This is a genomic window from Glaciimonas sp. PCH181, assembly GCF_003056055.1.
In the GTDB taxonomy this organism is placed as follows: Bacteria; Pseudomonadota; Gammaproteobacteria; order Burkholderiales; family Burkholderiaceae_D; genus Glaciimonas.
In genome coordinates, this window is the sequence record NZ_PYFP01000001.1 from 2385755 (window position 1) to 2408695 (window position 22941).

23 protein-coding genes are annotated in these 22941 nt (G+C 49.1%); 14 read left to right on the forward strand and 9 right to left on the reverse strand.

The annotated features are described in order from the left end of the window. The first annotated feature begins 71 nt into the window (after nt 1-71). Nucleotides 72-728: a DUF4136 domain-containing protein gene (locus tag C7W93_RS10920; protein WP_108440029.1), complete on the forward strand. Its 657-nt coding sequence runs from the start codon at nt 72-74 to the stop codon at nt 726-728. Nucleotides 729-903: 175 nt separating this feature from the next. Here the strand turns inward: C7W93_RS10920 and C7W93_RS10925 are convergent, their stop codons facing one another. The 5 genes from C7W93_RS10925 to C7W93_RS10945 all read right to left on the reverse strand — a co-directional run bounded on the left by C7W93_RS10925 (nt 904) and on the right by C7W93_RS10945 (nt 5513). Then, nucleotides 904-1083, reverse strand: a complete 180-nt coding sequence (locus C7W93_RS10925; RefSeq protein ID WP_108440030.1) for a hypothetical protein — start codon at nt 1081-1083, stop codon at nt 904-906. A 22-nt stretch (nt 1084-1105) separates the two neighbouring features. Next, nucleotides 1106-2080 carry a quinone oxidoreductase gene (locus tag C7W93_RS10930; protein ID WP_108440609.1) on the reverse strand — a complete coding sequence of 325 codons (975 nt, stop codon included), beginning with the start codon at nt 2078-2080 and terminating at the stop codon, nt 1106-1108. Nucleotides 2081-2164: 84 nt separating this feature from the next. Next, nucleotides 2165-2944, reverse strand: a complete 780-nt coding sequence (locus tag C7W93_RS10935) for an SDR family oxidoreductase (protein ID WP_108440031.1) — start codon at nt 2942-2944, stop codon at nt 2165-2167. Nucleotides 2945-2946: 2 nt separating this feature from the next. Further along, the gene (locus C7W93_RS10940; RefSeq protein WP_108440610.1) at nt 2947-3858 is read right to left on the reverse strand and encodes a DMT family transporter; all 912 of its coding nucleotides are present in this window, start codon (nt 3856-3858) and stop codon (nt 2947-2949) included. Nucleotides 3859-3995: 137 nt separating this feature from the next. Further along, complete coding sequence (locus tag C7W93_RS10945; RefSeq protein WP_108440032.1) at nt 3996-5513, reverse strand: helicase HerA-like C-terminal domain-containing protein; 1518 nt, start codon at nt 5511-5513, stop codon at nt 3996-3998. A gap of 102 nt (nt 5514-5615) precedes the next feature. Here C7W93_RS10945 and C7W93_RS10950 point away from each other — a divergent pair, with 102 nt between their 5' ends. From C7W93_RS10950 to C7W93_RS11010, 13 genes are all read left to right on the forward strand, one after another. Next, nucleotides 5616-6347, forward strand: coding sequence for a YebC/PmpR family DNA-binding transcriptional regulator (locus tag C7W93_RS10950; RefSeq protein WP_108440033.1), 732 nt, complete (start codon nt 5616-5618; stop codon nt 6345-6347). 194 nt (nt 6348-6541) lie between these two features. After that, complete coding sequence (gene purD / locus C7W93_RS10955) at nt 6542-7813, forward strand: phosphoribosylamine--glycine ligase (RefSeq protein WP_108440034.1); 1272 nt, start codon at nt 6542-6544, stop codon at nt 7811-7813. A gap of 375 nt (nt 7814-8188) precedes the next feature. Continuing rightward, entirely contained in the window at nt 8189-9118 is a 930-nt protein-coding gene (gene hemF, locus C7W93_RS10960) for an oxygen-dependent coproporphyrinogen oxidase (protein WP_108440611.1), read from the forward strand. 1 nt (nt 9119) lies between these two features. Further along, complete coding sequence (locus tag C7W93_RS10965; RefSeq protein ID WP_108440035.1) at nt 9120-9788, forward strand: nicotinate-nucleotide adenylyltransferase; 669 nt, start codon at nt 9120-9122, stop codon at nt 9786-9788. Beyond that, nucleotides 9789-10445 (forward strand): ribosome silencing factor, encoded by a 657-nt coding sequence (rsfS, locus tag C7W93_RS10970; protein WP_108440036.1) that lies wholly within the window; start codon nt 9789-9791, stop codon nt 10443-10445. A gap of 12 nt (nt 10446-10457) precedes the next feature. Then, entirely contained in the window at nt 10458-10928 is a 471-nt protein-coding gene (gene rlmH, locus C7W93_RS10975; protein ID WP_108440037.1) for a 23S rRNA (pseudouridine(1915)-N(3))-methyltransferase RlmH, read from the forward strand. A gap of 118 nt (nt 10929-11046) precedes the next feature. Beyond that, complete coding sequence (locus tag C7W93_RS10980; RefSeq protein ID WP_108440038.1) at nt 11047-11667, forward strand: nucleoside triphosphate pyrophosphatase; 621 nt, start codon at nt 11047-11049, stop codon at nt 11665-11667. Beyond that, complete coding sequence (gene rng / locus C7W93_RS10985) at nt 11664-13142, forward strand: ribonuclease G (protein ID WP_108440039.1); 1479 nt, start codon at nt 11664-11666, stop codon at nt 13140-13142. The genes C7W93_RS10980 and rng overlap by 4 nt, the downstream gene beginning before the upstream one ends. A gap of 133 nt (nt 13143-13275) precedes the next feature. Next, on the forward strand, nt 13276-13845 hold the full coding sequence (locus C7W93_RS10990; RefSeq protein WP_108440040.1) for a DUF3455 domain-containing protein: 570 nt from the start codon (nt 13276-13278) through the stop codon (nt 13843-13845). A gap of 177 nt (nt 13846-14022) precedes the next feature. Beyond that, complete coding sequence (locus tag C7W93_RS10995) at nt 14023-14580, forward strand: sigma-70 family RNA polymerase sigma factor (RefSeq protein WP_108440041.1); 558 nt, start codon at nt 14023-14025, stop codon at nt 14578-14580. Beyond that, the gene (locus C7W93_RS11000) at nt 14577-15284 is read left to right on the forward strand and encodes an anti-sigma factor domain-containing protein (protein WP_108440042.1); all 708 of its coding nucleotides are present in this window, start codon (nt 14577-14579) and stop codon (nt 15282-15284) included. The genes C7W93_RS10995 and C7W93_RS11000 overlap by 4 nt, the downstream gene beginning before the upstream one ends. 258 nt (nt 15285-15542) lie before the next feature. Continuing rightward, nucleotides 15543-16514, forward strand: a complete 972-nt coding sequence (locus tag C7W93_RS11005) for a glycosyltransferase family 8 protein (protein ID WP_108440043.1) — start codon at nt 15543-15545, stop codon at nt 16512-16514. Nucleotides 16515-16648: 134 nt separating this feature from the next. Beyond that, entirely contained in the window at nt 16649-17680 is a 1032-nt protein-coding gene (locus C7W93_RS11010; protein ID WP_108440044.1) for a glycosyltransferase family 9 protein, read from the forward strand. Nucleotides 17681-17713: 33 nt separating this feature from the next. Here C7W93_RS11010 and C7W93_RS11015 read toward each other — a convergent pair whose 3' ends face one another. The 4 genes from C7W93_RS11015 to C7W93_RS11030 all read right to left on the reverse strand — a co-directional run bounded on the left by C7W93_RS11015 (nt 17714) and on the right by C7W93_RS11030 (nt 22880). After that, nucleotides 17714-18673, reverse strand: coding sequence for a glycosyltransferase family 8 protein (locus C7W93_RS11015; RefSeq protein WP_108440045.1), 960 nt, complete (start codon nt 18671-18673; stop codon nt 17714-17716). Between the two features lie 6 nt (nt 18674-18679). Next, nucleotides 18680-19801, reverse strand: coding sequence for a glycosyltransferase family 9 protein (locus tag C7W93_RS11020; RefSeq protein WP_108440046.1), 1122 nt, complete (start codon nt 19799-19801; stop codon nt 18680-18682). A 71-nt stretch (nt 19802-19872) separates the two neighbouring features. Then, the gene (gene msbA / locus C7W93_RS11025; protein WP_108440047.1) at nt 19873-21630 is read right to left on the reverse strand and encodes a lipid A export permease/ATP-binding protein MsbA; all 1758 of its coding nucleotides are present in this window, start codon (nt 21628-21630) and stop codon (nt 19873-19875) included. Next, on the reverse strand, nt 21627-22880 hold the full coding sequence (locus C7W93_RS11030) for an O-antigen ligase (protein ID WP_108440048.1): 1254 nt from the start codon (nt 22878-22880) through the stop codon (nt 21627-21629). The genes msbA and C7W93_RS11030 overlap by 4 nt, the downstream gene beginning before the upstream one ends. Nucleotides 22881-22941: the final 61 nt, after the last annotated feature.

Below are 22941 nucleotides of genomic sequence, written 5' to 3' on the forward strand. Positions count from 1 at the left end.
CGTTGCTGAATGAACTATGCCGCAATATCTTGCTCAAAAGTGCACATAACCAACTCGGATCGAGGAATCACATGGATCGTTACCCCAATCGCTACTTAAGCCACTTCTTGACGCTTTGCCTAGCTGCGATGTGTTTATTAGTAGCGGGTTGTGCCTCCGTCATCCGTAGCGACGTCACCACATTCAACGAATGGCCAGCCGATTTGCCCGATAAATCGTTCGTATTCGCGCATACCCCTGAACAGAATAATGATCTGGAATATCGTCACTATGAAAATCTGGTGCGCACCGCACTACAACAGTTAGGCTTTACCATCGCTGCGAATGGCGCTCAGCCACAATTAAAGGTGTCATTGGCGTATGGCGTAACCTCTCGCGACGTGCACGTCGTGGAACCAGTCGTGATTGACACCGGATTTTATGGATCGCCATTTTATGGACCGGGCTGGGGTAACCGTGGTTTTTACGGACCGTATAGCGATCCCTTTTGGTACAACTCACCAGTCGTAGCCGAGCGCGAATCGAATTTCCAGCTATTTACTCGCCAGCTAAATGTACGTATTGCCCGCGCCAGCAATGCCCAAAAATTGTATGACGTTACGGTGATTAGTGAAGGCAAAATCAATTCACTGGCGAAGGTCATGCCGTATCTGATTCAAAGCGCGTTCACCGATTTCCCTGGACAAAGCGGCGTTCCACGGCGCGTTGAGCTTAAAATAAAAGAATAAGCCATGCGTAAGAAGACATAAGATGCAGAAATTCAATTCAGGCAACTCTTTCTGACACTGCCGCATCCGTTTCAGACCGGGTTGATTTGGCAAAGTTAAAAAAGCTAATCACACGCGTTTACACGTGGGATTAGCTTTTTTGTTGTGCAGCGAAGTCTCTGCGCCGGATGTTTCTTTAGGTGTAAAGCCACTCACTGGCGAAGGTAATAAAACCAATCAATATCACCATCAAAACCAGCACTATTAACAAGCGGCCAAATTTCGGCGTGCCGTCAGTGCCGGTCGGCTGTTCTTCCGGATGGCCCATCGGATTGTCTTCGTTGACACTTTCCTGGTGATCTTTTGTGTCGCTCATAGTTTGCTTCATTGTGAAATAATTAAGGGTGCAAAATGGTCGAGCCAGTCGTTTTACGCGACTCCAGATCACTATGCGCCTGTGCCACATCTTTCAGCGCGTAACGCTGATTAATATCGATAGTGATTTTTTGGCTGGCGATCATCTGAAATAAATCAGCCGCAGCAGCATCCAGATCAGTCCGTGTGGAGATGTAATTCGGCAGCGATGGACGCGTAATATATAAAGATCCGCGTGAGACCAGTTCGTTCAGGCTGAACGGCGGGACCGGTCCTGAAGCACTACCAAAACTGACCATCGTTCCCAGCGGCGAGAGGCAATCCAGCGAGCCAATAAAGGTATCCTTACCAACCGAATCAAACACTACCGGCACGCCTTTTCCATCGGTAATTTCTTTGACGCGCTCAACAATATTTTGCGTTTTAGAATTGATCACGTGAGTGCAACCTGCGGCCAATGCCAACGCGCCTTTTTCGTCTGAACTGACCGTACCGATCATGTTAACACCCAACGAACGGGCCCATTGCGCGGCGATCAAACCGACGCCACCAGCGGCTGCGTGGAATAAGATGGTCTCGCCGCCGTGCAACGGAAATGTCCGTCGAAACAAATATTGCGCAGTCAATCCTTGTAACATTGCTGCCGCAGCAATATCGAAAGAAATCGCGTCAGGCAACCTGACTAACAACGCCGCTGGCATCACACGCGCCTCTGAATAAGCACCATTTGGACGACCTGCATAAGCGACGCGATCACCCGCTTTAAAGCCTTGCACATTCGGGCCGACAGCCTCAATGACACCTGCAGCTTCTTGCCCCAAACCGCCCGGCAACGGTTGTGGATACAAGCCGGTGCGGAAATAGATGTCAATAAAATTCAGTCCGCATGCAGCATGCCGAATCCTGACTTCGCCCGGTCCCGGATCGCCGACTTCAACATCGACATATTCCATTACTTCTGGGCCACCGGTCCTGTTGATTCTGATTGCTTTTACCATCATTTTTCTCGATTCAAAATTGAGAGCTTCATTGTAAGCTTACGGAAATTGTTCTGCCAAAGCGCTGCCAAAACTTGCCTGGATTTAAAACGTACCCGGATATGCACCACCATCCAGCAAAATATTTTGCCCGGTCAAATACCCCGCGTGTGCGCTACACATAAATGCGCACACCGCGCCAAATTCCGCGGCACTACCAAAACGTTTGGCCGGGATTTGCGCCGCCCGCGCCTGCTGCACCTGCTCGATGCTGGTGCCATTGGCAGTGGCAGAAAGCGCTTGCATCGAACGTAAACGGTCGGTGTCAAACGCACCCGGCAATAAATTATTGATGGTCACATTATGCGCCACGGTTTTGCGTGCCAGACCGGCCACGAATCCTGTCAGGCCTGAACGTGCGCCGTTAGACAAACCCAGAATATCAATCGGGGCTTTGACCGCGCTTGACGTGATGTTCACGATGCGTCCAAAACGGCGCGAAATCATGCCATCCACTGTCGCCTTGATTAATTCAATCGGGGTTAACATATTAGCGTCCAGCGCTTTGATCCAGTCTTCGCGTTGCCAATCGCGGAAATCACCCATCGGCGGACCGCCTGCATTCGTCACCAGAATATCCGGTTGCGGGCACGCTGCCAGCGCTGCGGCGCGACCTTCGGGCGTCGTAATATCGCAGGCAATGGCGATCACGTTAACGCCATAGGTAGTGCGTAATTGTTGCGCGGTTTGCTCCAACGCTTCAGCCGTACGCGCCACCAATGTCAGATTCACGCCGTCTGCCGCTAAGGCTTCAGCACATCCGCGCCCTAACCCTTTGCTGGCGCCGCACACCAGCGCTTGCATGCCACGAATTCCCAGATCCATTTCTATACCTTCTTTTTCGAAATTAAATAAATACCGGTCAATACCAGAGTCGTCCCGGTCAGTTGAATCCCGGTAATCGGTTCTTGCAAAATCAGCGCACCCAGAAACAAGGTTGAAACAGGCCCCACCATCCCGGCTTGCGCAGAAGTTGCGGCACCGATGCGCGCCACCGCAATCATCGTCAAAAATACCGGCAAAACAGTACACAGCACGGCATTAATCATTGACAACCCATACACCGCTGCTGGCTGTAACAACGTTGACGCCGGACGCAGCATAAAGAATTGCACGATACACGCGACACAGGAAACACACATTGCATACGCCACCAATCGCAGCGCCCCGACCCGACTGACCAACTCGCCCGATAACAACAAATACAGCGAATAGCTGATCGCCGCCCCCAACACCAGCACACTGCCTAATCCGATGTTAGTGCCGCCGAGTCGGACATCATGCAAAAATACCAGCACCGTGCCCAGATAAGACAGCCCCAGCGCGCCCCATTCCAGCATGGTGATACGGCGCTTGTAAAAGAAAAATGACAGCAATAAAACAAACGACGGCGTTAGAAATAAAATCAGACGTTCCAAGCCCGCGGAAATATATTGCAAGCCGAGAAAATCCAGAAAACTAGATAAGTAATATCCAATCAATCCAAGAAACACTATCCGAATCCGATCTGCACGCGACAACGGCAGTTCGGTTTTCGCCTTCCAGACTGCCACCGCGGCGAACAACGGGAAGGCAAACAACATGCGAAACATAATGAGCGTTACCGCGTCAACGTCGTAGCGATAAATCAGTTTTGCAACGATCGCCTTGGCCGAAAAAAGAATCGCACCAACAATCCCAATGGCTAAGCCACTAAGGTAAATCTTGCGATCAACTGACTGCAGCGGTATAGATGTCATAGCGGAATTGTAATTGGTATAAACAGATTGCGTTGTCGACAGGCATTTTAAGCAAAATTGGCAAAAAATTACCTGGAGTGCGCCGCATGAAAATACTGGCGACATCGGTCGCCAGCAGCGCATAAAAACCGTTGGGTTTACTTGCTTTTGAAAATTGACCCCAGCACGCCGCGAATAATCTGGCGACCAAGTTGGGAACCAATCGATCGCGCGGCCGACTTCACCATCGCTTCGACCACGGTATCCTTGCTGCTGGATCTGGCACCGCCACTTCTTCCGCCCAACAAACCGCCTAATGCTTCAGTCCAAGAACCAGTTGTGCCGCCTGTAGTTGCGCCAGTCTCCGTCGTCGACTGTGCGCTAGGCGACAAATTAGCTGCGGTACGGCCCTTCAGCTTTTCATAGGCAGATTCCCGGTCAACCGCTTTTTCATACACGCCAGCGACGATGGAATTGGCGATCAACTGCTTGCGTTCATCTGGCGTAATCGGCCCTATTTGCGAGGCGGGCGGTAAAACATAAGCACGCTCAACAATGTTGGGCCGCCCTTTTTCATCAAGAAAGGAGATCAGCGCCTCACCGACGCCAAGCTCACTAATCACCTGCGAAGTATTCAAGTCGGGATTAGGACGGAAAGTATCTGCGGCGGCTTGGACCGCCTTTTGATCGCGTGGCGTGTAAGCGCGTAACGCATGTTGGACACGATTGCCCAGTTGACCCAGCACGGTGTCAGGAATATCCAGCGGGTTTTGGGTCACAAAATAGACGCCAACGCCTTTGGAGCGAATCAGACGCACAACTTGTTCGATTTTCTGCAGTAACGGTTTGGGCGCTTCGGTAAACAACAGATGGGCTTCATCGAAGAAAAAGACCAGCTTCGGCTTATCCAGATCGCCGACTTCCGGCAATTGCTCGTACAACTCAGACAATAACCATAATAAAAAAGTCGAATACAGCGTCGGCGAATGCATCAGTTTATCGGCCGCCAAAATATTCACGATGCCCTTGCCTTTGCCATCGGTCTGCAACAAGTCGTCAATATTCAGCATCGGCTCGCCGAAAAAGGCGTCACCGCCCTGCTCTTCAATACCGATCAAGCCACGCTGGATCGCGCCGATACTGGCTGCCGAAATATTTCCGTATTCGGTTTTAAAATCGGTAGCATTATTGCCGACGTGTTGCAGCATCGCCCGCAAATCCTTGGTATCCAGTAGCAGCAAACCGTTGTCATCGGCGATCTTAAATACCAATTGCAATACGCCTTGCTGGGTATCGTTCAGATTCAGCATCCGCGCCAGCAACAATGGCCCCAGATCGGAAATCGTCGCCCGCAACGGATGCCCCTGCTCACCGAAGACATCCCAGAACGTTACCGGCACAGCCGCCCATTGCGGGGCATCCATCGCCAGGGTTGCCAGACGTTCTTTCAACTTATCGGAGGTTGCGCCAGCCTTGGCAATACCCGACAAATCGCCCTTTACATCCGCCATGAACACTGGCACCCCGATATCGGACAAGGCCTGCGCCAGCACTTGCAGCGTGACGGTCTTGCCAGTTCCGGTCGCGCCAGTGATGCAGCCGTGGCGATTAATCAGAGCAGGCAGCAACGTCAGTTGATGCTGTGCATTTTTTGCAATCAGGAGGGGCATTGGCATAGGTTTGTTTGCCGTGAACGGCTGTAAAGTCAGATTTTGAGAAGGTGCAATATGATAAAATGCGCCTCTGATTATAGCTAACTACAGCAAGAAAGAACTATCATGGCTGGACACAGTAAATGGGCCAATATCAAGCATAAAAAGGCTGCCACAGACGCCAAACGCGGCAAAATCTGGACCCGCTTGATCAAAGAAATCACCGTTGCGGCCCGCATGGGCGGTAGTGACCCCGACACGAATCCACGTCTGCGCCTGGCGGTTGACAAAGCCGGTGACGCCAATATGCCCAAAGATAACGTGGTCCGTGCTACCCAGCGCGGCGCTGGCGAACTGGATGGTGTCAACTACGAAGAAGTCCGCTATGAAGGTTATGGCATCAATGGTGCCGCCATCATCGTCGAATGTATGACCGATAACAAAATCCGTACTGTAGCTGAAGTTCGCCATGCGTTTTCCAAGCATGGCGGCAATATGGGTGCCGAAGGTTCGGTCGCTTTCATGTTCAAACATTGCGGTCAATTGCTGTTTGCACCGGGCACTAACGAAGATGCGCTAATGGAAGCCGCACTCGAAGCGGGCGCTGACGACGTGATTACCGACGATGAAGGCGGCATGGAAGTGTTATGCGCCCCGTTCGATTTCTCTACCGTTAAAACGACACTTGAAAAAGCGGGCTTTAAGGCGGAAATGGCAGAAATCATCATGAAACCGGCCACCGAAACCGTTTTTTCAGGCGAAGATGCCGTCAAAATGCAAAAATTACTGGATGCGCTGGAAAATCTTGATGACGTTCAGGAGATATTCAGCAACGCCATTATCGAAGATCAATCATAAATTTCATTAGCACCTCTAAAAAATCGGCAATGCTGTTGTTGCCTCGGTTAAGCCGGATCGCGGACGTTTCAAACATTGCCGCTGATCAACTTATTTTTTAGAGGCGCAACAAATAATTACGCAAAAGCGCCGGGCGGCCTCAAGCCTCAACTTAGTAACAATCTAGCAACATTCAGTATAAAAGCGGACATTCCATGAAAATTCTCGTCGTTGGCTCTGGTGGCCGTGAACATGCACTGGCCTGGAAAATCGCCCAGTCGCCGCGTATCCAAACCGTCTTTCTTGCCCCTGGCAACGGCGGCACTGCACTCGATTCCCGATTGCAGAATGTTGACATTACCGACTATTCGGCCTTAGCCGATTTCGTCGAGCAAGAAAAAATCGCGTTGACCGTAGTCGGCCCGGAAACCCCCTTAGCTGGCGGCATCGTGAATGTTTTCCGCGATCGTGGCCTGAAAATCTTTGGCCCGACCAAAGAAGCAGCACAACTCGAAAGCTCGAAGGATTTTGCTAAAGCCTTCATGCAACGTCACCATATCCCCACCGCCGAATACCAGACATTTACCGATGTCGAGGCCGCCCACCGCTATCTGGACCAAAAAGGCGCTCCGATTGTGATCAAAGCCGATGGCCTGGCTGCTGGTAAGGGCGTCGTCGTTGCGATGACGCCAGAAGAAGCGCACGCGGCCGTCGATATGATGCTGGCTGACAACAAATTCGGCTCCGCAGGGGCGCGGGTCGTGATCGAAGACTTTTTGACCGGCGAAGAAGCCAGTTTCATCGTCATGGTCGATGGCAGAAATATTCTGGCGTTGGCGACCAGTCAGGACCACAAACGCCTGAAAGATGACGATCAAGGACCGAATACCGGCGGCATGGGCGCGTATTCGCCCGCCCCTATCGTGACCCCGGCGGTCCATGCACGCGTCATGCGCGACATCATCACGCCGACTATTCAGGGCATGGCAAAAGAAGGAATTCCGTTCACCGGCTTTCTGTATGCCGGTCTGATGATCGATGACAAAGGCATGCCTAAGACGATCGAATTTAATTGCCGGATGGGCGACCCAGAAACGCAGCCGATCATGGCGCGCCTGAAAACCGATCTTTTAGTGGTGATGGAACACGCGGTCAATAACACGCTAGATACCATCGAACTGGAATGGGATCGTCGCACGGCATTGGGCGTTGTGATGGCAGCAGCAGGTTATCCGGATGATCCGCGCAAGGACGATCTGATTTCCGGCATTCCACCGGAAACCGCAGATACCGTTACTTTTCATGCTGGAACGACATTGACCGGCACCAGACTCACAACATCTGGAGGTCGGGTATTGTGCGTGGTCGGCTTGGGCGACAGCGTCAAAGTTGCGCAAAAGCACGCTTATAACGTCGTCGATACTATCCATTTTAGCGGTGCACAATTTCGCCGTGACATTGGCTGGCGTGCGATAAAGCGACATTAATTGCCTGCAATAACGTTGTTTTTATGTTTTCGAATCGGATAAAAATCTATTACCGAAAAATTTCACCGGTCAGGCTTTTATCCGATTCGGGTCATGACTTAGATAGGCAGCGGAATAATCCACCAAATATAAATATAGTGATGATTAATAACTGCCGCACATTTAAAGATGTATTTTTATAAATTAAATGTGTATTTTTGGCGATCTTGGCACGCGGCACTGTAATAAGAGTTGGTAATCTGCCAGACGATGCCATTCCGCTATCGTGGACCGCCTTGGCAAGGTACAATCCGTCCCTACCCCGTAATCTCTGTGATGCGCGCTCAACGATGCGCGTTTTTTCCGCAATTTGTGCGCCCTTTGTACACTGACGTAATGACATCAAATACCCCTGCCGCAAGCGCGGTGAAATCCTACTTGCTAGCTTTACAAGCACAGATCGTCACAGCGCTGGAACAGATCGACGGAAAAGCGTTCGGCACCGATAGCTGGGAACGTGCAGAAGGCGGCGGCGGCATTTCGCGCATCATTGAAGAAGGAAATGTCTTTGAACGTGGCGGCGTTGGTTTCTCTCACGTCATGGGAAAGACCCTGCCCCCTTCCGCAGCAGCGAATCGACCCGAACTGGCAGGGCGTCAATGGGAAGCAATGGGCGTATCGCTGGTGATGCATCCGCGCAATCCCCATGCCCCTACCGTGCATATGAATGTGCGCTTTTTTACAGCAACAGCAGAAGGTCAGGAGCCAGTCTGGTGGTTTGGCGGCGGCATGGATCTGACGCCTTATTACGGCTCAGAGGAAGACACCCGCCATTTTCATCGTACTTGCCGCGATGCATTGACACCGTTCGATACGGATGCAGATACACATCAGGCGTTATACCCGCGCTTCAAGAAATGGTGTGATGATTATTTTTATTTAAAGCACCGGCAAGAACCACGCGGTGTAGGCGGCATTTTCTTTGATGATTTCAATCAATTCGACTTTGCACAAAGCTTCGCCATGATGCAAAGTGTCGGTAATGCCTTTATTCCCGCGTATGCCCCGATTTTGATAAATCGCAAAGATATTCCATTCACCGAAGAACAACGGGATTTTCAAGCTTATCGCCGTGGCCGCTATGTCGAATTCAATCTAGTGTATGATCGCGGCACTTTGTTCGGCTTGCAATCCGGTGGTCGCACTGAATCGATCCTGATGTCGATGCCACCCGTAGTCAAGTGGCGTTATAACTGGCAACCGGCAGTCGGCAGTGCGGAAGCAAAGCTCTATTCTGACTTTTTGATTCATCGGGATTGGGTCTGATATGCGGCCCGATCAACCATCACGTCGCTGCATCGCCGTACTAGGCGGCAGTTTTGATCCGGTTCACAATGGTCATGTGGCACTGGCAAAATACTTTGTAACACTATTAACGCCTGACTTATTACGTGTCATCCCGACAGGTAATCCCTGGCAAAAGCACGGGCTGGAAGCCAGTGCGGCGGATCGGGTTGAAATGGTCAGACGGGCTTTCAGCGGACAAGCCGTTGAGGTCTTTATCGATCAGCAGGAAATAGAACGAAAAACAGCGACATTTACCATCGACACGCTGCAATCTTTACGGACTGAACTGGGTCCGGATGTATCCATCATCTTTTTGATGGGCGCAGACCAGTTGCAACATCTGAATACTTGGCAGGGTTGGGACAAACTGTTCAATTATGCGCATCTGGGAGTTGCCTCCCGGCCCGGCTTTGCGCTAGATGCATCACAAGTACCGCCCGAGGTCACGCGCGAATTTACGCGCCGCGCAGCGACCCCGGAGCAGATTCGCCAGAGTCCGCATGGTTTGACTTATCTGGCGGAGAACTTATTTGTAGACATATCGGCAACAAACATTCGTGCTGCATTGCACACTGGCAATAGACCAGATTCGCTGATCCCGGCGGCAGTGCTAGACTATATTGAACAACACCATCTTTATAAGAATTAAATGGAAATTAAAAAACTGCAAAGCCTCGTTATCGATGCTCTCGAAGACGTTAAAGCGCAAGAAATCCGCGTCTTTGATACCTCCCATCTGACCAGCCTGTTTGATCGCATCGTGGTTGCTTCGGGTACTTCAAACCGCCAAACCAAATCACTTGCTGCATCCGTGCGCGATAAAGTGAAAGAAAACGGCGGCAATATCCTGAGCGTCGAAGGCGAAGGCACGGGCGAATGGGTGTTGGTTGACTTAGGCGACATGGTAGTACACATCATGCAGCCAGCGATCCGCGCTTACTATCGTCTGGAAGAAATCTGGGGCGAAAAAGAAGTCAAATTTGGCGCTGCCAAACGGATTACGCAACGCATCGGCCCAGATGATGACGACAGCGCACCGGCGAAAAAGATATCCCGTCATCTGACCGTATCGCAAGCATTGGCACCTGAAGTAGATGCACCGGTCAAAGCTGCACCGCGCAAGAGAACGGTAAAAACTGATGGCGCTAAAAAAGCCGTCGGCAAAACCATCAAGGTATCTGCATCGAAAAGCGTGACGACCAAAAACGCTGCGCACAAAGCCGCCACCACGCCGAAAAAAGCGCCAGTAAGAAAAGCGCCGACAACGACTAAGCGCGCACCGGCAAAACCTAAAGACGCGGCGTAAGCTTCGCACGTCATGCAGCTCGTTATCGCTGCGGTCGGCCATAAAATGCCGGCCTGGATTGAGACCGGATTCGGCGAGTATGCCAAGCGCATGCCGCCGGATTGCAGGATCATCCTCAAAGAAATCAAACCAGTCGAACGTTCTGGCAGCAAGACTGCCGAGACCGCCATGGCACTCGAACGCAGTCGCATCGAAGCAGTTTTGCCAAAAGGGGCAAGGATTGTCGCCCTGGATGAACACGGCAAAGACCTCACCTCAGTGCAGTTATCGCAACAACTCATCCAATGGCAGCACGATGGTCGCGATGTCGCCTTCATTATTGGCGGTGCCGATGGGCTTGATCCCGGCTTCAAAGCAAAGGCCGATACGCTGCTGCGCGTTTCCAGTCTGACGCTGCCACACGGAATGGTGCGCGTACTTCTGGCCGAACAGCTTTATCGTGCCTGGTCGATCACACAAAATCATCCCTATCACCGAGTATGACTTCGATCAAAAATGATGTAAATTAGGCTATCTGGCGCGGACTTGGTTTGTATTTAGCTTGTGCCTGACTTATCCCTGAATTTGATCGGTGCACTTGGAAAATATCGCAGCCCAGGCAATGAAAAACGCGCATCAGAAAATCTATCTTGCGTCCAAAAGTCCTCGCAGACGCGAATTATTACGTCAGATCGGTGTCGACTTTGAATTACTACTACTGCGCGATAACACACCGCGCGGACCAGATGTCGATGAAGTGGCGTTGGAACACGAACAGCCTGCTGCCTATGTCGCAAGGGTGACGCTAGAAAAAGCTGCCTTTGCGTTCAAGACGATGCACTGGCGCAGACTCCCGTCACGCCCTATTCTGGCGGCAGATACTACCGTTACCATCGATGGCCTGATACTTGGCAAACCCGTTGATCTGGCAGAAGCTACCGCAATGCTGCAACGACTATCAGGACGCACGCATCACGTTCTCACCAACATCGTCATGATACACAAAGAGCAATCGTGGCAAATTACGCAAACTTCAGAAGTCGTCTTTCAAACCCTTAGCGAACAAACCATTAGCGCTTATTGCACCACGCCTGAACCGTATGACAAGGCGGGCGCGTATGGGATTCAAGGCCCTGCTGCGGTCTTCATCCAACGTATCAACGGCAGTCATTCCGGCATCATGGGCTTACCCCTATTTGAGACCGCCCAACTACTACAACAGGCAGGAATCCGCATTCTATGAGCGAAGACATACTCGTCAACATTACTCCCCAAGAAACCCGGGTTGCGCTGATTTTTCAAGGCGCTGTGCAAGAGCTGCATATCGAGCGGACCTTATCGCGCGGCCTGGCGGGAAATATCTATCTGGGTAAAGTCGTGCGCGTGCTGCCCGGCATGCAATCCGCATTTATCGACATCGGCCTGGAACGCGCTGCTTTTCTGCACGTTGCCGATATATGGGAATCGCGTGCACGCGGTACTGCGCCTAACGATAATCAGGCAGCCATTCAGACTCCGATTGAAAAATTGCTGTTCGACGGTCAGCCGTTGATGGTGCAAGTCGTTAAAGACCCGATCGGCACCAAAGGGGCGCGTCTCTCCACCCAGATTTCGATCGCTGGGCGCATGCTGGTCTATTTGCCGCAAGATAGTCATATCGGTATTTCTCAACGAATCGAGAATGAAGCCGAACGCGAATTATTGCGTTCCAAAGTCCAGCAGTTGCTTCCGCCCGAAGAAAAAGGCGGCTTCATTATCCGCACCATGGCCGAAGACGCATCGGATACCGATCTGCAAATGGACATCGAATACCTGCGTAAAACATGGTCATCAATCACGCTGCTAGCCAAAAGTCGTCCAGCGCCCACCCTGCTACATCAGGATTTGAGTCTGGCGCAACGGGTATTGCGTGACTTTGTCGACGACAAAACCACCAGCATCCAAGTCGATTCACGAGAGAATTTTCAGAAGCTGCAAGAGTTTGCCGCTACCTATACGCCCTCGGTCACAGCGCGTTTAATCCACTACACCGGCGAAAGACCGTTATTTGATTTGTATGGTGTTGAAGAAGAAATTCTGAATGCGTTGAGTCGTCGCGTGCCGCTCAAATCCGGTGGTTATCTGATTGTCGATCAAACCGAGGCGATGACGACTATTGATGTGAATACCGGCAGTTTTGTAAATGGTCGCAATTTTGACGACACCATTTTCAAAACCAATCTGGAAGCCGCGCACGCCATCGCGCGCCAGCTCAGACTGCGCAATCTGGGCGGCATCATCATTCTTGACTTCATCGACATGGAAAATGTCGAGCATAAAACAGCGGTCTTATCCGAACTAAACAAAGCCTTGCTACGCGACCGCACCAAAAAATCAGTGTCCGACTTTTCGGCGCTTGGCTTGGTCGAGATGACCCGCAAACGCACGCGTGAATCGTTGGCGCATATCTTGTGTGAAACCTGCCCGGTTTGCGACGGCAAAGGCCAGGTCAAAACTGCGCGTACCCTCTGCTATGAAATTTTGCGCGAAGTCCTGCGTGAAGCCAAACAATTCAACCCACGTGAATTCCGGATTCTGGCATCGCAAGCGGTAGTGGATATGTTTCTAGAAGAAGAATCACAACATCTCGCCATGCTCGGTGATTTCATTTGCAAGCCGATTTCATTGCAGGTCGAAACCGTTTATCCGCAGGAACAGTACGACATTATTTTGATGTAGCTGCATACAAATTCACAGCGATATCTGGCGTGTGAAAATTATTTTCTCCTGACTGCATCCAAAGCGGCATCTGAGGGGTAGTACAAGTATCGGTCTTTAAGACCGGTACTTCATCACTTCTCAGGAGCCTTTCATGAAATACAGCCCGTTCACTTCCGCACCGCAACTAGTTACCTTAACTGTCATCTGCGCAGCAGCGTTGCTGACTGCCTGCGCCCCGATGTCATCGATGACATCGTACTCACAGGATAAATTGCCTGAAACCGTCAAAGTACCCACCAATAACCGCGTGGCGATGCAAACCGTCGGCGTCGGCGACATTACCTACGAGTGCCGGGCAAAGAAAGACATGGCAGGGCAATTTGAATGGGCATTCGTAGGACCTGACGCGGCGCTCAATGATCGCAGCGGTGCGAAGATCGGGAAATACTACGGCCCTCCGGCGACCTGGGAAAACATGGACGGCTCTAAAATCACCGGTACGCAAGTTGCAGTAGCCCCTGCCAGCGCCGGTAATATCCCGTTCCAGCTAGTCAAGGCAAATCCGGCGATGGGAAGCGGTGCCATGAGCGGCGTCACCTACATTCAACGCGTAGCGACCGTCGGCGGCGTCCCGCCAGCCACAGCCTGCGCCAGCAGCAACCTCGGCACCAAGCAAACCGTCAAATACCAGGCGGACTATATTTTCTGGAAAGCTAGCTAATCAACAGCGTTATCGTTTGCAACGCTATTTGCACAGTTGGAGCCGGTTGGTTTCTTCAGCGCAGATAGCGTCTCAGATAGACGGATTCGGCGTGATGTTAGCTATAATAGCTGGCACTATTGCCAAAGGGTCATGTAGCGTTGACCGGCCGATCCGTTTTCTTATACCACGACCATTTTGTCTACAGCCTCTGCTTCTTTCGACTACGATGCCGCCCTACAAGAATGCGCGGCGGGAGATCGCCACGCGTTGCAACGCCTGTATCGACAGGAAAGCCGCTACTTACTCGGCGTAGCAATGCGCATCGTGCGCGAACGGCAACTGGCGGAAGATGTTTTGCATGATGCCTTCATCAGTATCTGGACGCGAGCCAGCAGTTTCGACGCCAGCCGTGGGGCAGGACGTGGCTGGATCTATAGTGTGGTGCGCCATCAGGCACTCAATGTCATACGCGCGCGTGAGCACGAAGTAATGGTGGACGACGAAACTGTCGACACCTTACAGAACGACAGCGCTGGGCATGAAACAATCGATGCCTTTGAATTACATGTCAGTTTGGGCAAGCTCAATGACTGCCTTTCCCATCTGGACGCAGCCAAGCGCGCCAGCATACTTTACGCCTATGTAGACGGATGTTCGCACAGCGAAATAGCACAACGGCTTAAGGCACCGCTGGGTTCGGTCAAAGCCTGGATCAAGCGTGGCCTGAACGCATTGCGGGAGTGCATGGCATGAATGAATCTTTCGATGACTTGCATGATTTGGCGGGTGAATATGTACTCGGCACATTAAGTCTGTCGCGTCGCCAGGAAGTGGAGCGCCGTTTGCCGCAAGAAGCCGCGCTGCGTGCAGCGGTGGACGATTGGGAGCAGCGCTTGCTGCCCTTAACAGCGCTGGCCGAACCGCAACAACCATCGACACAGTTATGGCGGCGCATCGAGCAAAGTTTGCCGATGCCACGCCGTGTCAGACAAGCCGGAGGTTGGCCTGCCTGGTGGAGCAGCCTGTCATTCTGGCGCTGGCTGGCGGCCGGTAGTTTTGCCTGCATGGCGCTACTGATTACATTCGTCGTAAACCAATTCACAGCATCAGCACCGCCGCCGACGTTTATGGTCGTGCTCATGGAGCCACAACAGAAATCCCCAGGTTGGGTAATACAGATCAGCAATCGGCGTCAGCTCAATCTGATTCCGTTGGGACCAATTGTGGTTCCACAGGAAAAGGCATTACAATTCTGGACCAAAGGAACTGACTGGAAAGGCCCCGTATCGCTAGGATTGATCAAACCGGGCAACTCTCAACAGCTGGCGCTGGATAAGTTACCTCCTCTGCAGCCAAATCAATTATTTGAAATTACGCTTGAACCACCTACCGGCTCCTTGACAGGCAAGCCGAGTGGCCCGGTGCTCTATATCGGAAAGGCCGTCAAAGTGACATGAGGATGATGGCTGAACGACTCAGCTTTATGTCACTTTTGCCATGCGAAGGCCAAATCGCAAACTGAGCGAAGACAAAAAGCGCTATCTGACCAACGACAAACTATAATGCGACATCGCACTATAAACAAAGCGTGAAATTGCCTGAATATCACAATTAATCAATGACTTATCGATCAGACTCATGCTCGCGGCAATATAATAACAATTGAACAATACGGCAGTAATGCTGCATTATTTTACGGCTTTCCGGATGAATCCATGCTCACCTCTTTAAATAAACCTTCTGAAGCGCCTGAACAATCGCATCCGTTTCATATCGCGTTTTGTGTAGATGATCATTATTGCCGCAGCATGGGGGCAACCATCACCTCTATCATCGATAACAATCCCGGTATTGCATTCACATTTCACGTATTTGCATTTTCGATCTCAGACGATAATCGTCAGCGCTTTAGTCAGATAAGCAGCAAATATAACGTCGCGACGCATATTCACATTATCGATCCGGCGATCTTTCAACCATTTGCGCATATCTCACAGTTTTCTTACTACTCGCCTACTATTTTCACGCGCTTGTTAATTCCATCGACTTTGCGCGGCATCACGGACAAGGTGCTGTATCTGGATGCAGATATTTTATGCGTCGGAAGCCTCGCCGAGCTGCTACCCATGGATTTCGGGGATAGCGCTGCAATTGTGGTTCCCGATGCCGATGAAACCACGCGCAGACGCTGTGCAGCATTAAAACTTTCGTCGCAGCGCTATTTCAATTCTGGCGTCATGTATATGAACGTCGAAGAATGGGAATCACAGGAAATCACCGAAAAAACCATACACGCGATTTTGCAAAACGGTAAAGATTACCGCTTCCCTGATCAAGATGCGTTGAATGTTGTACTGGAAGGCAAAATTCAGTACATCGATAGAAAATGGAATTTTTTATATGACCTTATCCATGATCTGGAAAAAGATAACCGGCAGATGCGAAACATCGGCGAGGTTGTATTCATCCATTTTGCGGGCGCGGTAAAACCTTGGAACAATTGGTGTTTACATGGGTCTAGAGACCTGTTCGCAAAGTACCACGCGATGTCTCCTTGGGCCGATATGGCACTTGATGCAGCACCGAGAAACTATAAAGAGATGCGGATGTTTTCTCGTTTCTTGATGAAACGGGGAAAGGTTTTGGATAGCTTTAAGTGGTATATGAAATATCTTTCTGCGCGGTGAAATCGCTACATCAGCCAAACTATTCTATAAGTTAATTATTACCAGAAAATTTAAGTAGGTATTCAAAAAAACCAACCATACCGCGTTGGTTTGCGTGAAATACTAAATAGGCATCAACTCTTCCACGATTAAAAATGGCATTAAATAGCGCTCATATATTGATATGTCGCACCGACAATATTGGTGACGTCATACTGACATTACCTATTACGGCATATCTAAAGCAACGATTTCCCACGATAAAGATCAGCTTTCTATGCCGCGCGTATGCAGCACCAATTGTTGCGTGCTGTGGCACTGTCGATAACGTTATCGAATTTGAAAGCATCAATGATCCGGTCGACTTTTTTTTAAAATCGGATATTGATACCGTCATCTTTGCACAACCGGAAAAGACGCTTGCCATAGCGGCACATAAAGCCGGTATTCCCAATCGCATAGGCAACGTTCATCGTGGCCTCTTTAATTGGCTGCATTGCAATCGACGCATTCACTTTACAAAAGGTCGATCTAACAACCATGAGGCGCAGTCAAATTTTAAATACTTGCGTCCTCTGGGTATAGATTACATACCCAAAATTCAAGACATTCCGGCACTATATCAATTCGATATTCCCACCGATCCATCGATCGACCGATTATTAGCGCAAGATCGATTTAATCTGATCATTCATCCAAAATCAAATGGGCATGGCAGAGAATGGCCCATTTCTCACTATGTCACGCTCGCACAGGTACTCAGTAACAATCCCAATATTGCATTGTGGGTTACGGGAAGTTTGACAGAAGGAAAGTGGATCTCCGCACATGCGCCAGAATTATTCGCGTTGCCCAACGTTACAGATGTGTGTGGAAAATTTACCCTGAAACAATTGACGTCGTTTATTCAAGCAGCCGACGGATTAATAGCAAGCGGCACAGGGCCTCTCCACATGTCTGCCGCTTTTGGCCAACGAACGTTAGGTCTGTTCCCCGGTGCACGCACAATGAATCCGATGCGATGGGGAGCCTTAGGAATCCGAGCGCAATCTCTGGCACCAAAAAAAGGATGCGCGGGTTGCAAAACAAAAAATGCACTCACTTGTGAGTGCATGAAAAACATTTCCCCCGACCTGGTCGCAAGTATCGTGTCGAAGTGGGTCAGCGAAAAATATGCTGCGCTTTAAAGCATAAGTTTATATAAGGATCGACGGAGGACGTCACGGGAAGAATTTGTTGACAATGAATTTGCAATACCAGATTGCACCCTCTTTATGTCGACCAATTTTCGATAATCCTTGGGCATACATGCGCATTTCCTTGTAGTTCTTCGGAGGGTGCAAATCGGCATTTGCCCAAGGTGATAACGCCTTATATTTCAGAAAAAGTGCGTTAGCAGGATTGCAACACCAATTATGCCAAGGCTTTAGTCGGCCAACGAAGTGAATGAAAACAGCATCTGTCGGAATTTTCTTGCCGGTGGGCGTTTCACTAAATAGATCATAGATAAAATTAAATCTTGCATCTATAAACTTTGTTTTCTGGTCCAAAACAATGTTTAGCGCATCTTGATCAGGAAATAAAAAAGTTTTATCACTGGCAAGAATTTCCTTTACTGATCTGTGCCAAACGTTCTCATCAACCCATTTATCTACGTTGATGTACAACATGCCTGAATTAAAATATTTCTGGCCCGCAAGACGCATGGTATTGACTTGCATCTCTGCAATGCTGCCCACATCGCCCACCACTGCTGCGACACATTCGTCCATATCGATCGACAACAACTCGGTCAAGTCGCCTTGGCAAACAATATCAGCATCGAGATAAAGTACTTTATCAGTGATGCCTTTTAATGTCCCGGCAATCAATAGTCGCGTGAATATAGCGGACGAATATTGCGCAAAAGTAGAAAAATCAGCAAACTCATCAAAAATGGCATGATCAATTATGTTTACTTCGATGATCGTTGAATAAAGCGATTCAATTTCTCGTAATTTTTCTGCCTGTTCAGTCGATATTGAGGGTATAAAAACATGAAAAATAAAAGGTTGAAGGCGATTATTTTCTAATACCGAAACAATCGCAACACCCATCCCCATAAAATAATTAGCATCAACGCCGAACGCGACGTGTAAGACCGGACGAATATTGTCCACAACTGTTGTGTTCGTCATCATCGCCGATCAGTTTGTCAATACGGCCATCACTTGGGCGACTGTTATCGCCTTAACCCAATCCCGCCGATTAGCAGCAGTGATGACTATGCTATTTTGTTTATCAATTGGTGCCCATTCAGGATTTTTTTGCCGCATTAAAGCGATAACTGGCACATGAACAGCATTGGCCAAATGCATTACCGCGGTTTCAACAGAAATAATCAAATCACATTCAAGCAGAATTGCCGGGAGCTGAAAAAAATTGTCTTCGGCGCTAAACAACCGTACTTTGTCGATTGAATTTTTGTCAAAAAATTGCTTAGCAGTCGCCATTTCTTCTGGCACGACATTGACGATAAAGCGCGTTCCTTGCCATGCATCATTCTGACTTACGCTATGCACCAATTCAACAACCCGTTCCAGCGGCCAACATCTTTTATTATTCTTGGCGTATGGATTGATAAACAATAGCTTGCCTACTTTTTCTGGGCTGTTTTCACCCAGATCAAACCCCCATCGTCGTAATTGATCTTTAGCCTGACCCCGCCAATGTGCAGGAATCTCTACAAACGGCAATCGTGATGCTGGCGCACTGACAAGACCAAATAGTTGTTGAAACCAAGCTGCATATACATCGCTAATATGCATTCCTGGCTTTACAACAGAATCCGGATCCAAAGCTGCGTCCAACTGACGATACGCCAATCGCTGTTTAAAAGCCAACAATCCAACAGGTTTTTTCATGCCGACGACAAAGCCGTTCGGCGCAATTTGACGCGCAAGTCTTGCATACATCGGCGGTCTTAATGTCGACAGCGATACTACACATGGATAGTTTTGTTGCTTGGCTTCAAGAATGGACTGTTCGAACAGAGCCGGGCTATAGGTCTGGTTATAGACTTTTTCAACGAACGGGCATTCCGCGAGCCAATCATACAGTGCGTACTTTTTAAGGTGGCCCCAATCTGCCGCCTTATTAGTACGGCGCACCTCGTCTACCCAGATATGTATTTTGATGGAAGGATTAGCCTCGGAAAAGGTTTTAAAACAATTTTGTAGGTAAGTAAAATCACCTAAAGCAAGATGGGCTATAAATAATACTTTATCGACTTTGCTTAATACTTCTTGAGGAACCAGTTGTGTGGCCATATACAATTCTAAAATGAGGGGATGATCGAAATTGAATTAAGACATTCAATCAACAAGCCAAACAATGGCTTCTACATTTCTACGCTGGCCTCATCTTTTGAAAATTGCAGACGATGTAAATTGGCATACGCGCCTCTTTTTTCCAATAGTTCGTGATGGGTCCCGATTTCAACAATCTTTCCGCCAGATAGGACTACGATACGACTCGCACGTTCAATCGTAGACAATCTATGCGCAATCACGAATGTAGTTCGTCCTTGCATTAGCGTATCCAAGGCAGCTTGTACCGCACGCTCCGATTCACTGTCCAGCGCGGAAGTTGCCTCATCGAGAATCAAGACAGGCGCATCTTTATATATTGCCCGAGCCATTGCAAGTCGCTGACGCTGCCCTCCCGATAAACGTGAACCGTTATCCCCAACCGGAGACTCCAGCCCCTCCGGCAAACCGGCTATCATTTCAGTCAGATAAGCGGCTTTGGCTGCAGCCTCAATACGGGCACGATTTGGCGTGCTGTCCCCATAGGCAATATTTGCTGCAATCGTATCGTTGAATAAAACAACATGTTGACTCACCATCGCTATTTGCTGGCGCAAACTATCGAGCGCGATATCTTCAATCGGATCATCATCCAATAATATGCGCCCGCGAGTGACTGTATAAAATCCAGGTATTAAATTCACTAAAGTAGATTTGCCGCCACCTGACATTCCAACAAACGCAATAGTTTCACCCGGCGCTACGGTTAAGTTAATGTCAAATAGTGCGGACTTCTCTTGGCCTGGGTAAGAGAAATGGACACCTTCAAATACTATTTTTCCCCGTACGCGTTGATGCAGCTGTTTACCTGTAGTGCGCTCAATGGGGCTATCGATTAATGTAAAAACCGCTTCGGCAGCTGCCATTCCACGCTGTAGTGGCCCATTTACTTCGGCTAATTGTTTCAGCGGTGCGAGCAATGCAATCATTGCTGTAAAAAACGATATAAAGCCACCAACAGTAATTTGATTATGACTAGACTGAATCAATGCCATCATGATCATTACCGACATTGCGCAAGCCGTCATGATTTGCGTCACAGGAACGGTCGCGGCAAAAGTGCTGGTTAATCGCATGCTATAGCTGCGGAGATGATCGGCACGCTCCTCGAAACGACGCTTTTCATAATCCTGCCCACCAAAAATCTTGACGACTTGTTGCGCCCGCGTTGTTTCTTCTATTACTTGAGTCAGTTCTGCATTTACGGTAAGCGCATCTTTATTCAACTTCTTTAACCGCTTTGCTGTCAGACGCACCACGATCATCATCAATGGCATTAAAACAAATGCGACCAGCGTTAAGGTCCAGCTGATATACAACATATATCCCAACAATCCAAGCACGGTCAGCGTACAGCGAACAATAGACGTAAATAGCTTGGTAATCATTTCGATGATTTGCTGTACTTCAAACATAATAGAATTAATCACGCGCCCAACAGTATGGGTAGCGTGAAAATCTATGGGTACGCCTAACATACGCGTAAACATCTGGCGCCGAAGGGTATTGAGCACTCTAGTCGATACCCAATTCATCATATATGTGGTCAAGAAGGTGGAGGCGCCACGTGCAACGAATGCGCCGATCACTGCTACCGGAACCAGCCATAAAGGGAATGAGGGTTTTTCTACAAAGCCATGATCCAGCAACACCTTAAAAATATAGGCAACTAATGGTTCAGTCGCTGCGGTCACCACCATACCGAGAAACGCTAATGCCAAGCGTTTTTTATACGGTCGATGTAATACGGCGAGCCGCTTGAAATACCCTGAATACGATGAAACCGTCATGACGCAATCCGTTCAAGTTCTTTTTTTCGTTTTATGACACACGCAAAAAACGTCGCCACGCTCATACTATAGATACCGCCAGTAACGTTCCAAAAAAACATCATATCAGTCAGCCCCAGAATCAAAAATCCAAGACACACTGTTAATCCCATTCCAGCAGACGTCCTTAATTCTCGATCAGGATGGTTAAGTTCACGCGCAAAATAATATGCGGGAACAAAATAGATCGATAGTATCCCTAGCAACCCAAACATCCCCAGAATCGCCATATTGAACAATATTTCATTGTGCGAGTGGGAATAAGAAGCCGTCTCGACGCTAATCAATTTGCGCGTGGCAAGATCTTCTAATCCTGTATCAAAATTCGCTCTGCCAACACCAAAAATTGGATGCTCTTTAAATAATTGCAGCGATGCATCCCATAGCTGTAACCGTAATCCGATCGAGGTATCTTCATTTCCTTTGTTAACATACAGCGATATGTCAGATTTAGCCTCCGCAAATCTCGTTTGTACAACGGTACTAAACGTTGCAACTACACCAATTAAAGCAAGCGTAAAAATTAATATCGTCAGGCGATGACGTAGACGAACGCTCTTAGCGGAAATAAAAATACCGATGATAAAAAATGGAATGGCGATCCAACTACCTCTGGTTTGCGTCAAAACAGTGACGTAGACCCCGAGCAAGCCAGCAAAAACTTTAAGTCCGATTACCCATTTATTACGCGGCTCGGTCCAGCCTATCGACACGACAACTATTGCACTAAACAATAAGGCCATACCGGAAAATGGTATGGTCGCCAAAAAACCAATATTAAGCGGGCGGACAGAGCCGCCTTTTGTAATGAGGTATGTTTTTGCCAGCGCTCCGACTACGCCAAGAATAAATGCCCATTGCATTTTCTTTAAGTAATTCAGCGGTATAGCCAATACGATCCACAACACAGGCGAAAAGAGGGCAATCCGAAGCGCCGTGTCGTAATATTTAACGGCAAACTGACCTGTAGCTAATTGATTCAAAAATACTGCGATGACCAGGGAAGCCATCGCAAGATGAAGCTGCCAATACTCTCTGAGTAGCTGCGCAAACCGCATCTGCATCGGTTTATACCGACTGATTCCGGCGATAAGACTAAATATTAAAACCAGAAAAAAACAAATATTACCGGCGTTATGTAGTCCCAGTGAAAAAGCCGGGAAAAGCATGATGGCAATAAATACCGGCCACGTGTAGTAGGACAAATTCATACTCCAAATTGCTTACAAAAAAAGTAGGTGCTTGTAGCTTTTATCAGCGGCACCTAATATT

What these genes read in the sequence shown, in the direction of transcription:
- C7W93_RS10920 (WP_108440029.1), top strand. Translation starts at nt 72, where the DNA reads ATGGATCGTTACCCCAATCGCTACTTAAGCCACTTCTTGACGCTTTGC.
- C7W93_RS10925 (WP_108440030.1), bottom strand. Translation starts at nt 1,083, where the DNA reads ATGAGCGACACAAAAGATCACCAGGAAAGTGTCAACGAAGACAATCCG.
- C7W93_RS10930 (WP_108440609.1), bottom strand. Translation starts at nt 2,080, where the DNA reads ATGGTAAAAGCAATCAGAATCAACAGGACCGGTGGCCCAGAAGTAATG.
- C7W93_RS10935 (WP_108440031.1), bottom strand. Translation starts at nt 2,944, where the DNA reads ATGGATCTGGGAATTCGTGGCATGCAAGCGCTGGTGTGCGGCGCCAGC.
- C7W93_RS10940 (WP_108440610.1), bottom strand. Translation starts at nt 3,858, where the DNA reads ATGACATCTATACCGCTGCAGTCAGTTGATCGCAAGATTTACCTTAGT.
- C7W93_RS10945 (WP_108440032.1), bottom strand. Translation starts at nt 5,513, where the DNA reads ATGCCAATGCCCCTCCTGATTGCAAAAAATGCACAGCATCAACTGACG.
- C7W93_RS10950 (WP_108440033.1), top strand. Translation starts at nt 5,616, where the DNA reads ATGGCTGGACACAGTAAATGGGCCAATATCAAGCATAAAAAGGCTGCC.
- purD (WP_108440034.1), top strand. Translation starts at nt 6,542, where the DNA reads ATGAAAATTCTCGTCGTTGGCTCTGGTGGCCGTGAACATGCACTGGCC.
- hemF (WP_108440611.1), top strand. Translation starts at nt 8,189, where the DNA reads ATGACATCAAATACCCCTGCCGCAAGCGCGGTGAAATCCTACTTGCTA.
- C7W93_RS10965 (WP_108440035.1), top strand. Translation starts at nt 9,120, where the DNA reads ATGCGGCCCGATCAACCATCACGTCGCTGCATCGCCGTACTAGGCGGC.
- rsfS (WP_108440036.1), top strand. Translation starts at nt 9,789, where the DNA reads ATGGAAATTAAAAAACTGCAAAGCCTCGTTATCGATGCTCTCGAAGAC.
- rlmH (WP_108440037.1), top strand. Translation starts at nt 10,458, where the DNA reads ATGCAGCTCGTTATCGCTGCGGTCGGCCATAAAATGCCGGCCTGGATT.
- C7W93_RS10980 (WP_108440038.1), top strand. Translation starts at nt 11,047, where the DNA reads ATGAAAAACGCGCATCAGAAAATCTATCTTGCGTCCAAAAGTCCTCGC.
- rng (WP_108440039.1), top strand. Translation starts at nt 11,664, where the DNA reads ATGAGCGAAGACATACTCGTCAACATTACTCCCCAAGAAACCCGGGTT.
- C7W93_RS10990 (WP_108440040.1), top strand. Translation starts at nt 13,276, where the DNA reads ATGAAATACAGCCCGTTCACTTCCGCACCGCAACTAGTTACCTTAACT.
- C7W93_RS11000 (WP_108440042.1), top strand. Translation starts at nt 14,577, where the DNA reads ATGAATGAATCTTTCGATGACTTGCATGATTTGGCGGGTGAATATGTA.
- C7W93_RS11005 (WP_108440043.1), top strand. Translation starts at nt 15,543, where the DNA reads ATGCTCACCTCTTTAAATAAACCTTCTGAAGCGCCTGAACAATCGCAT.
- C7W93_RS11010 (WP_108440044.1), top strand. Translation starts at nt 16,649, where the DNA reads ATGGCATTAAATAGCGCTCATATATTGATATGTCGCACCGACAATATT.
- C7W93_RS11015 (WP_108440045.1), bottom strand. Translation starts at nt 18,673, where the DNA reads ATGATGACGAACACAACAGTTGTGGACAATATTCGTCCGGTCTTACAC.
- C7W93_RS11020 (WP_108440046.1), bottom strand. Translation starts at nt 19,801, where the DNA reads ATGGCCACACAACTGGTTCCTCAAGAAGTATTAAGCAAAGTCGATAAA.
- msbA (WP_108440047.1), bottom strand. Translation starts at nt 21,630, where the DNA reads ATGACGGTTTCATCGTATTCAGGGTATTTCAAGCGGCTCGCCGTATTA.
- C7W93_RS11030 (WP_108440048.1), bottom strand. Translation starts at nt 22,880, where the DNA reads ATGAATTTGTCCTACTACACGTGGCCGGTATTTATTGCCATCATGCTT.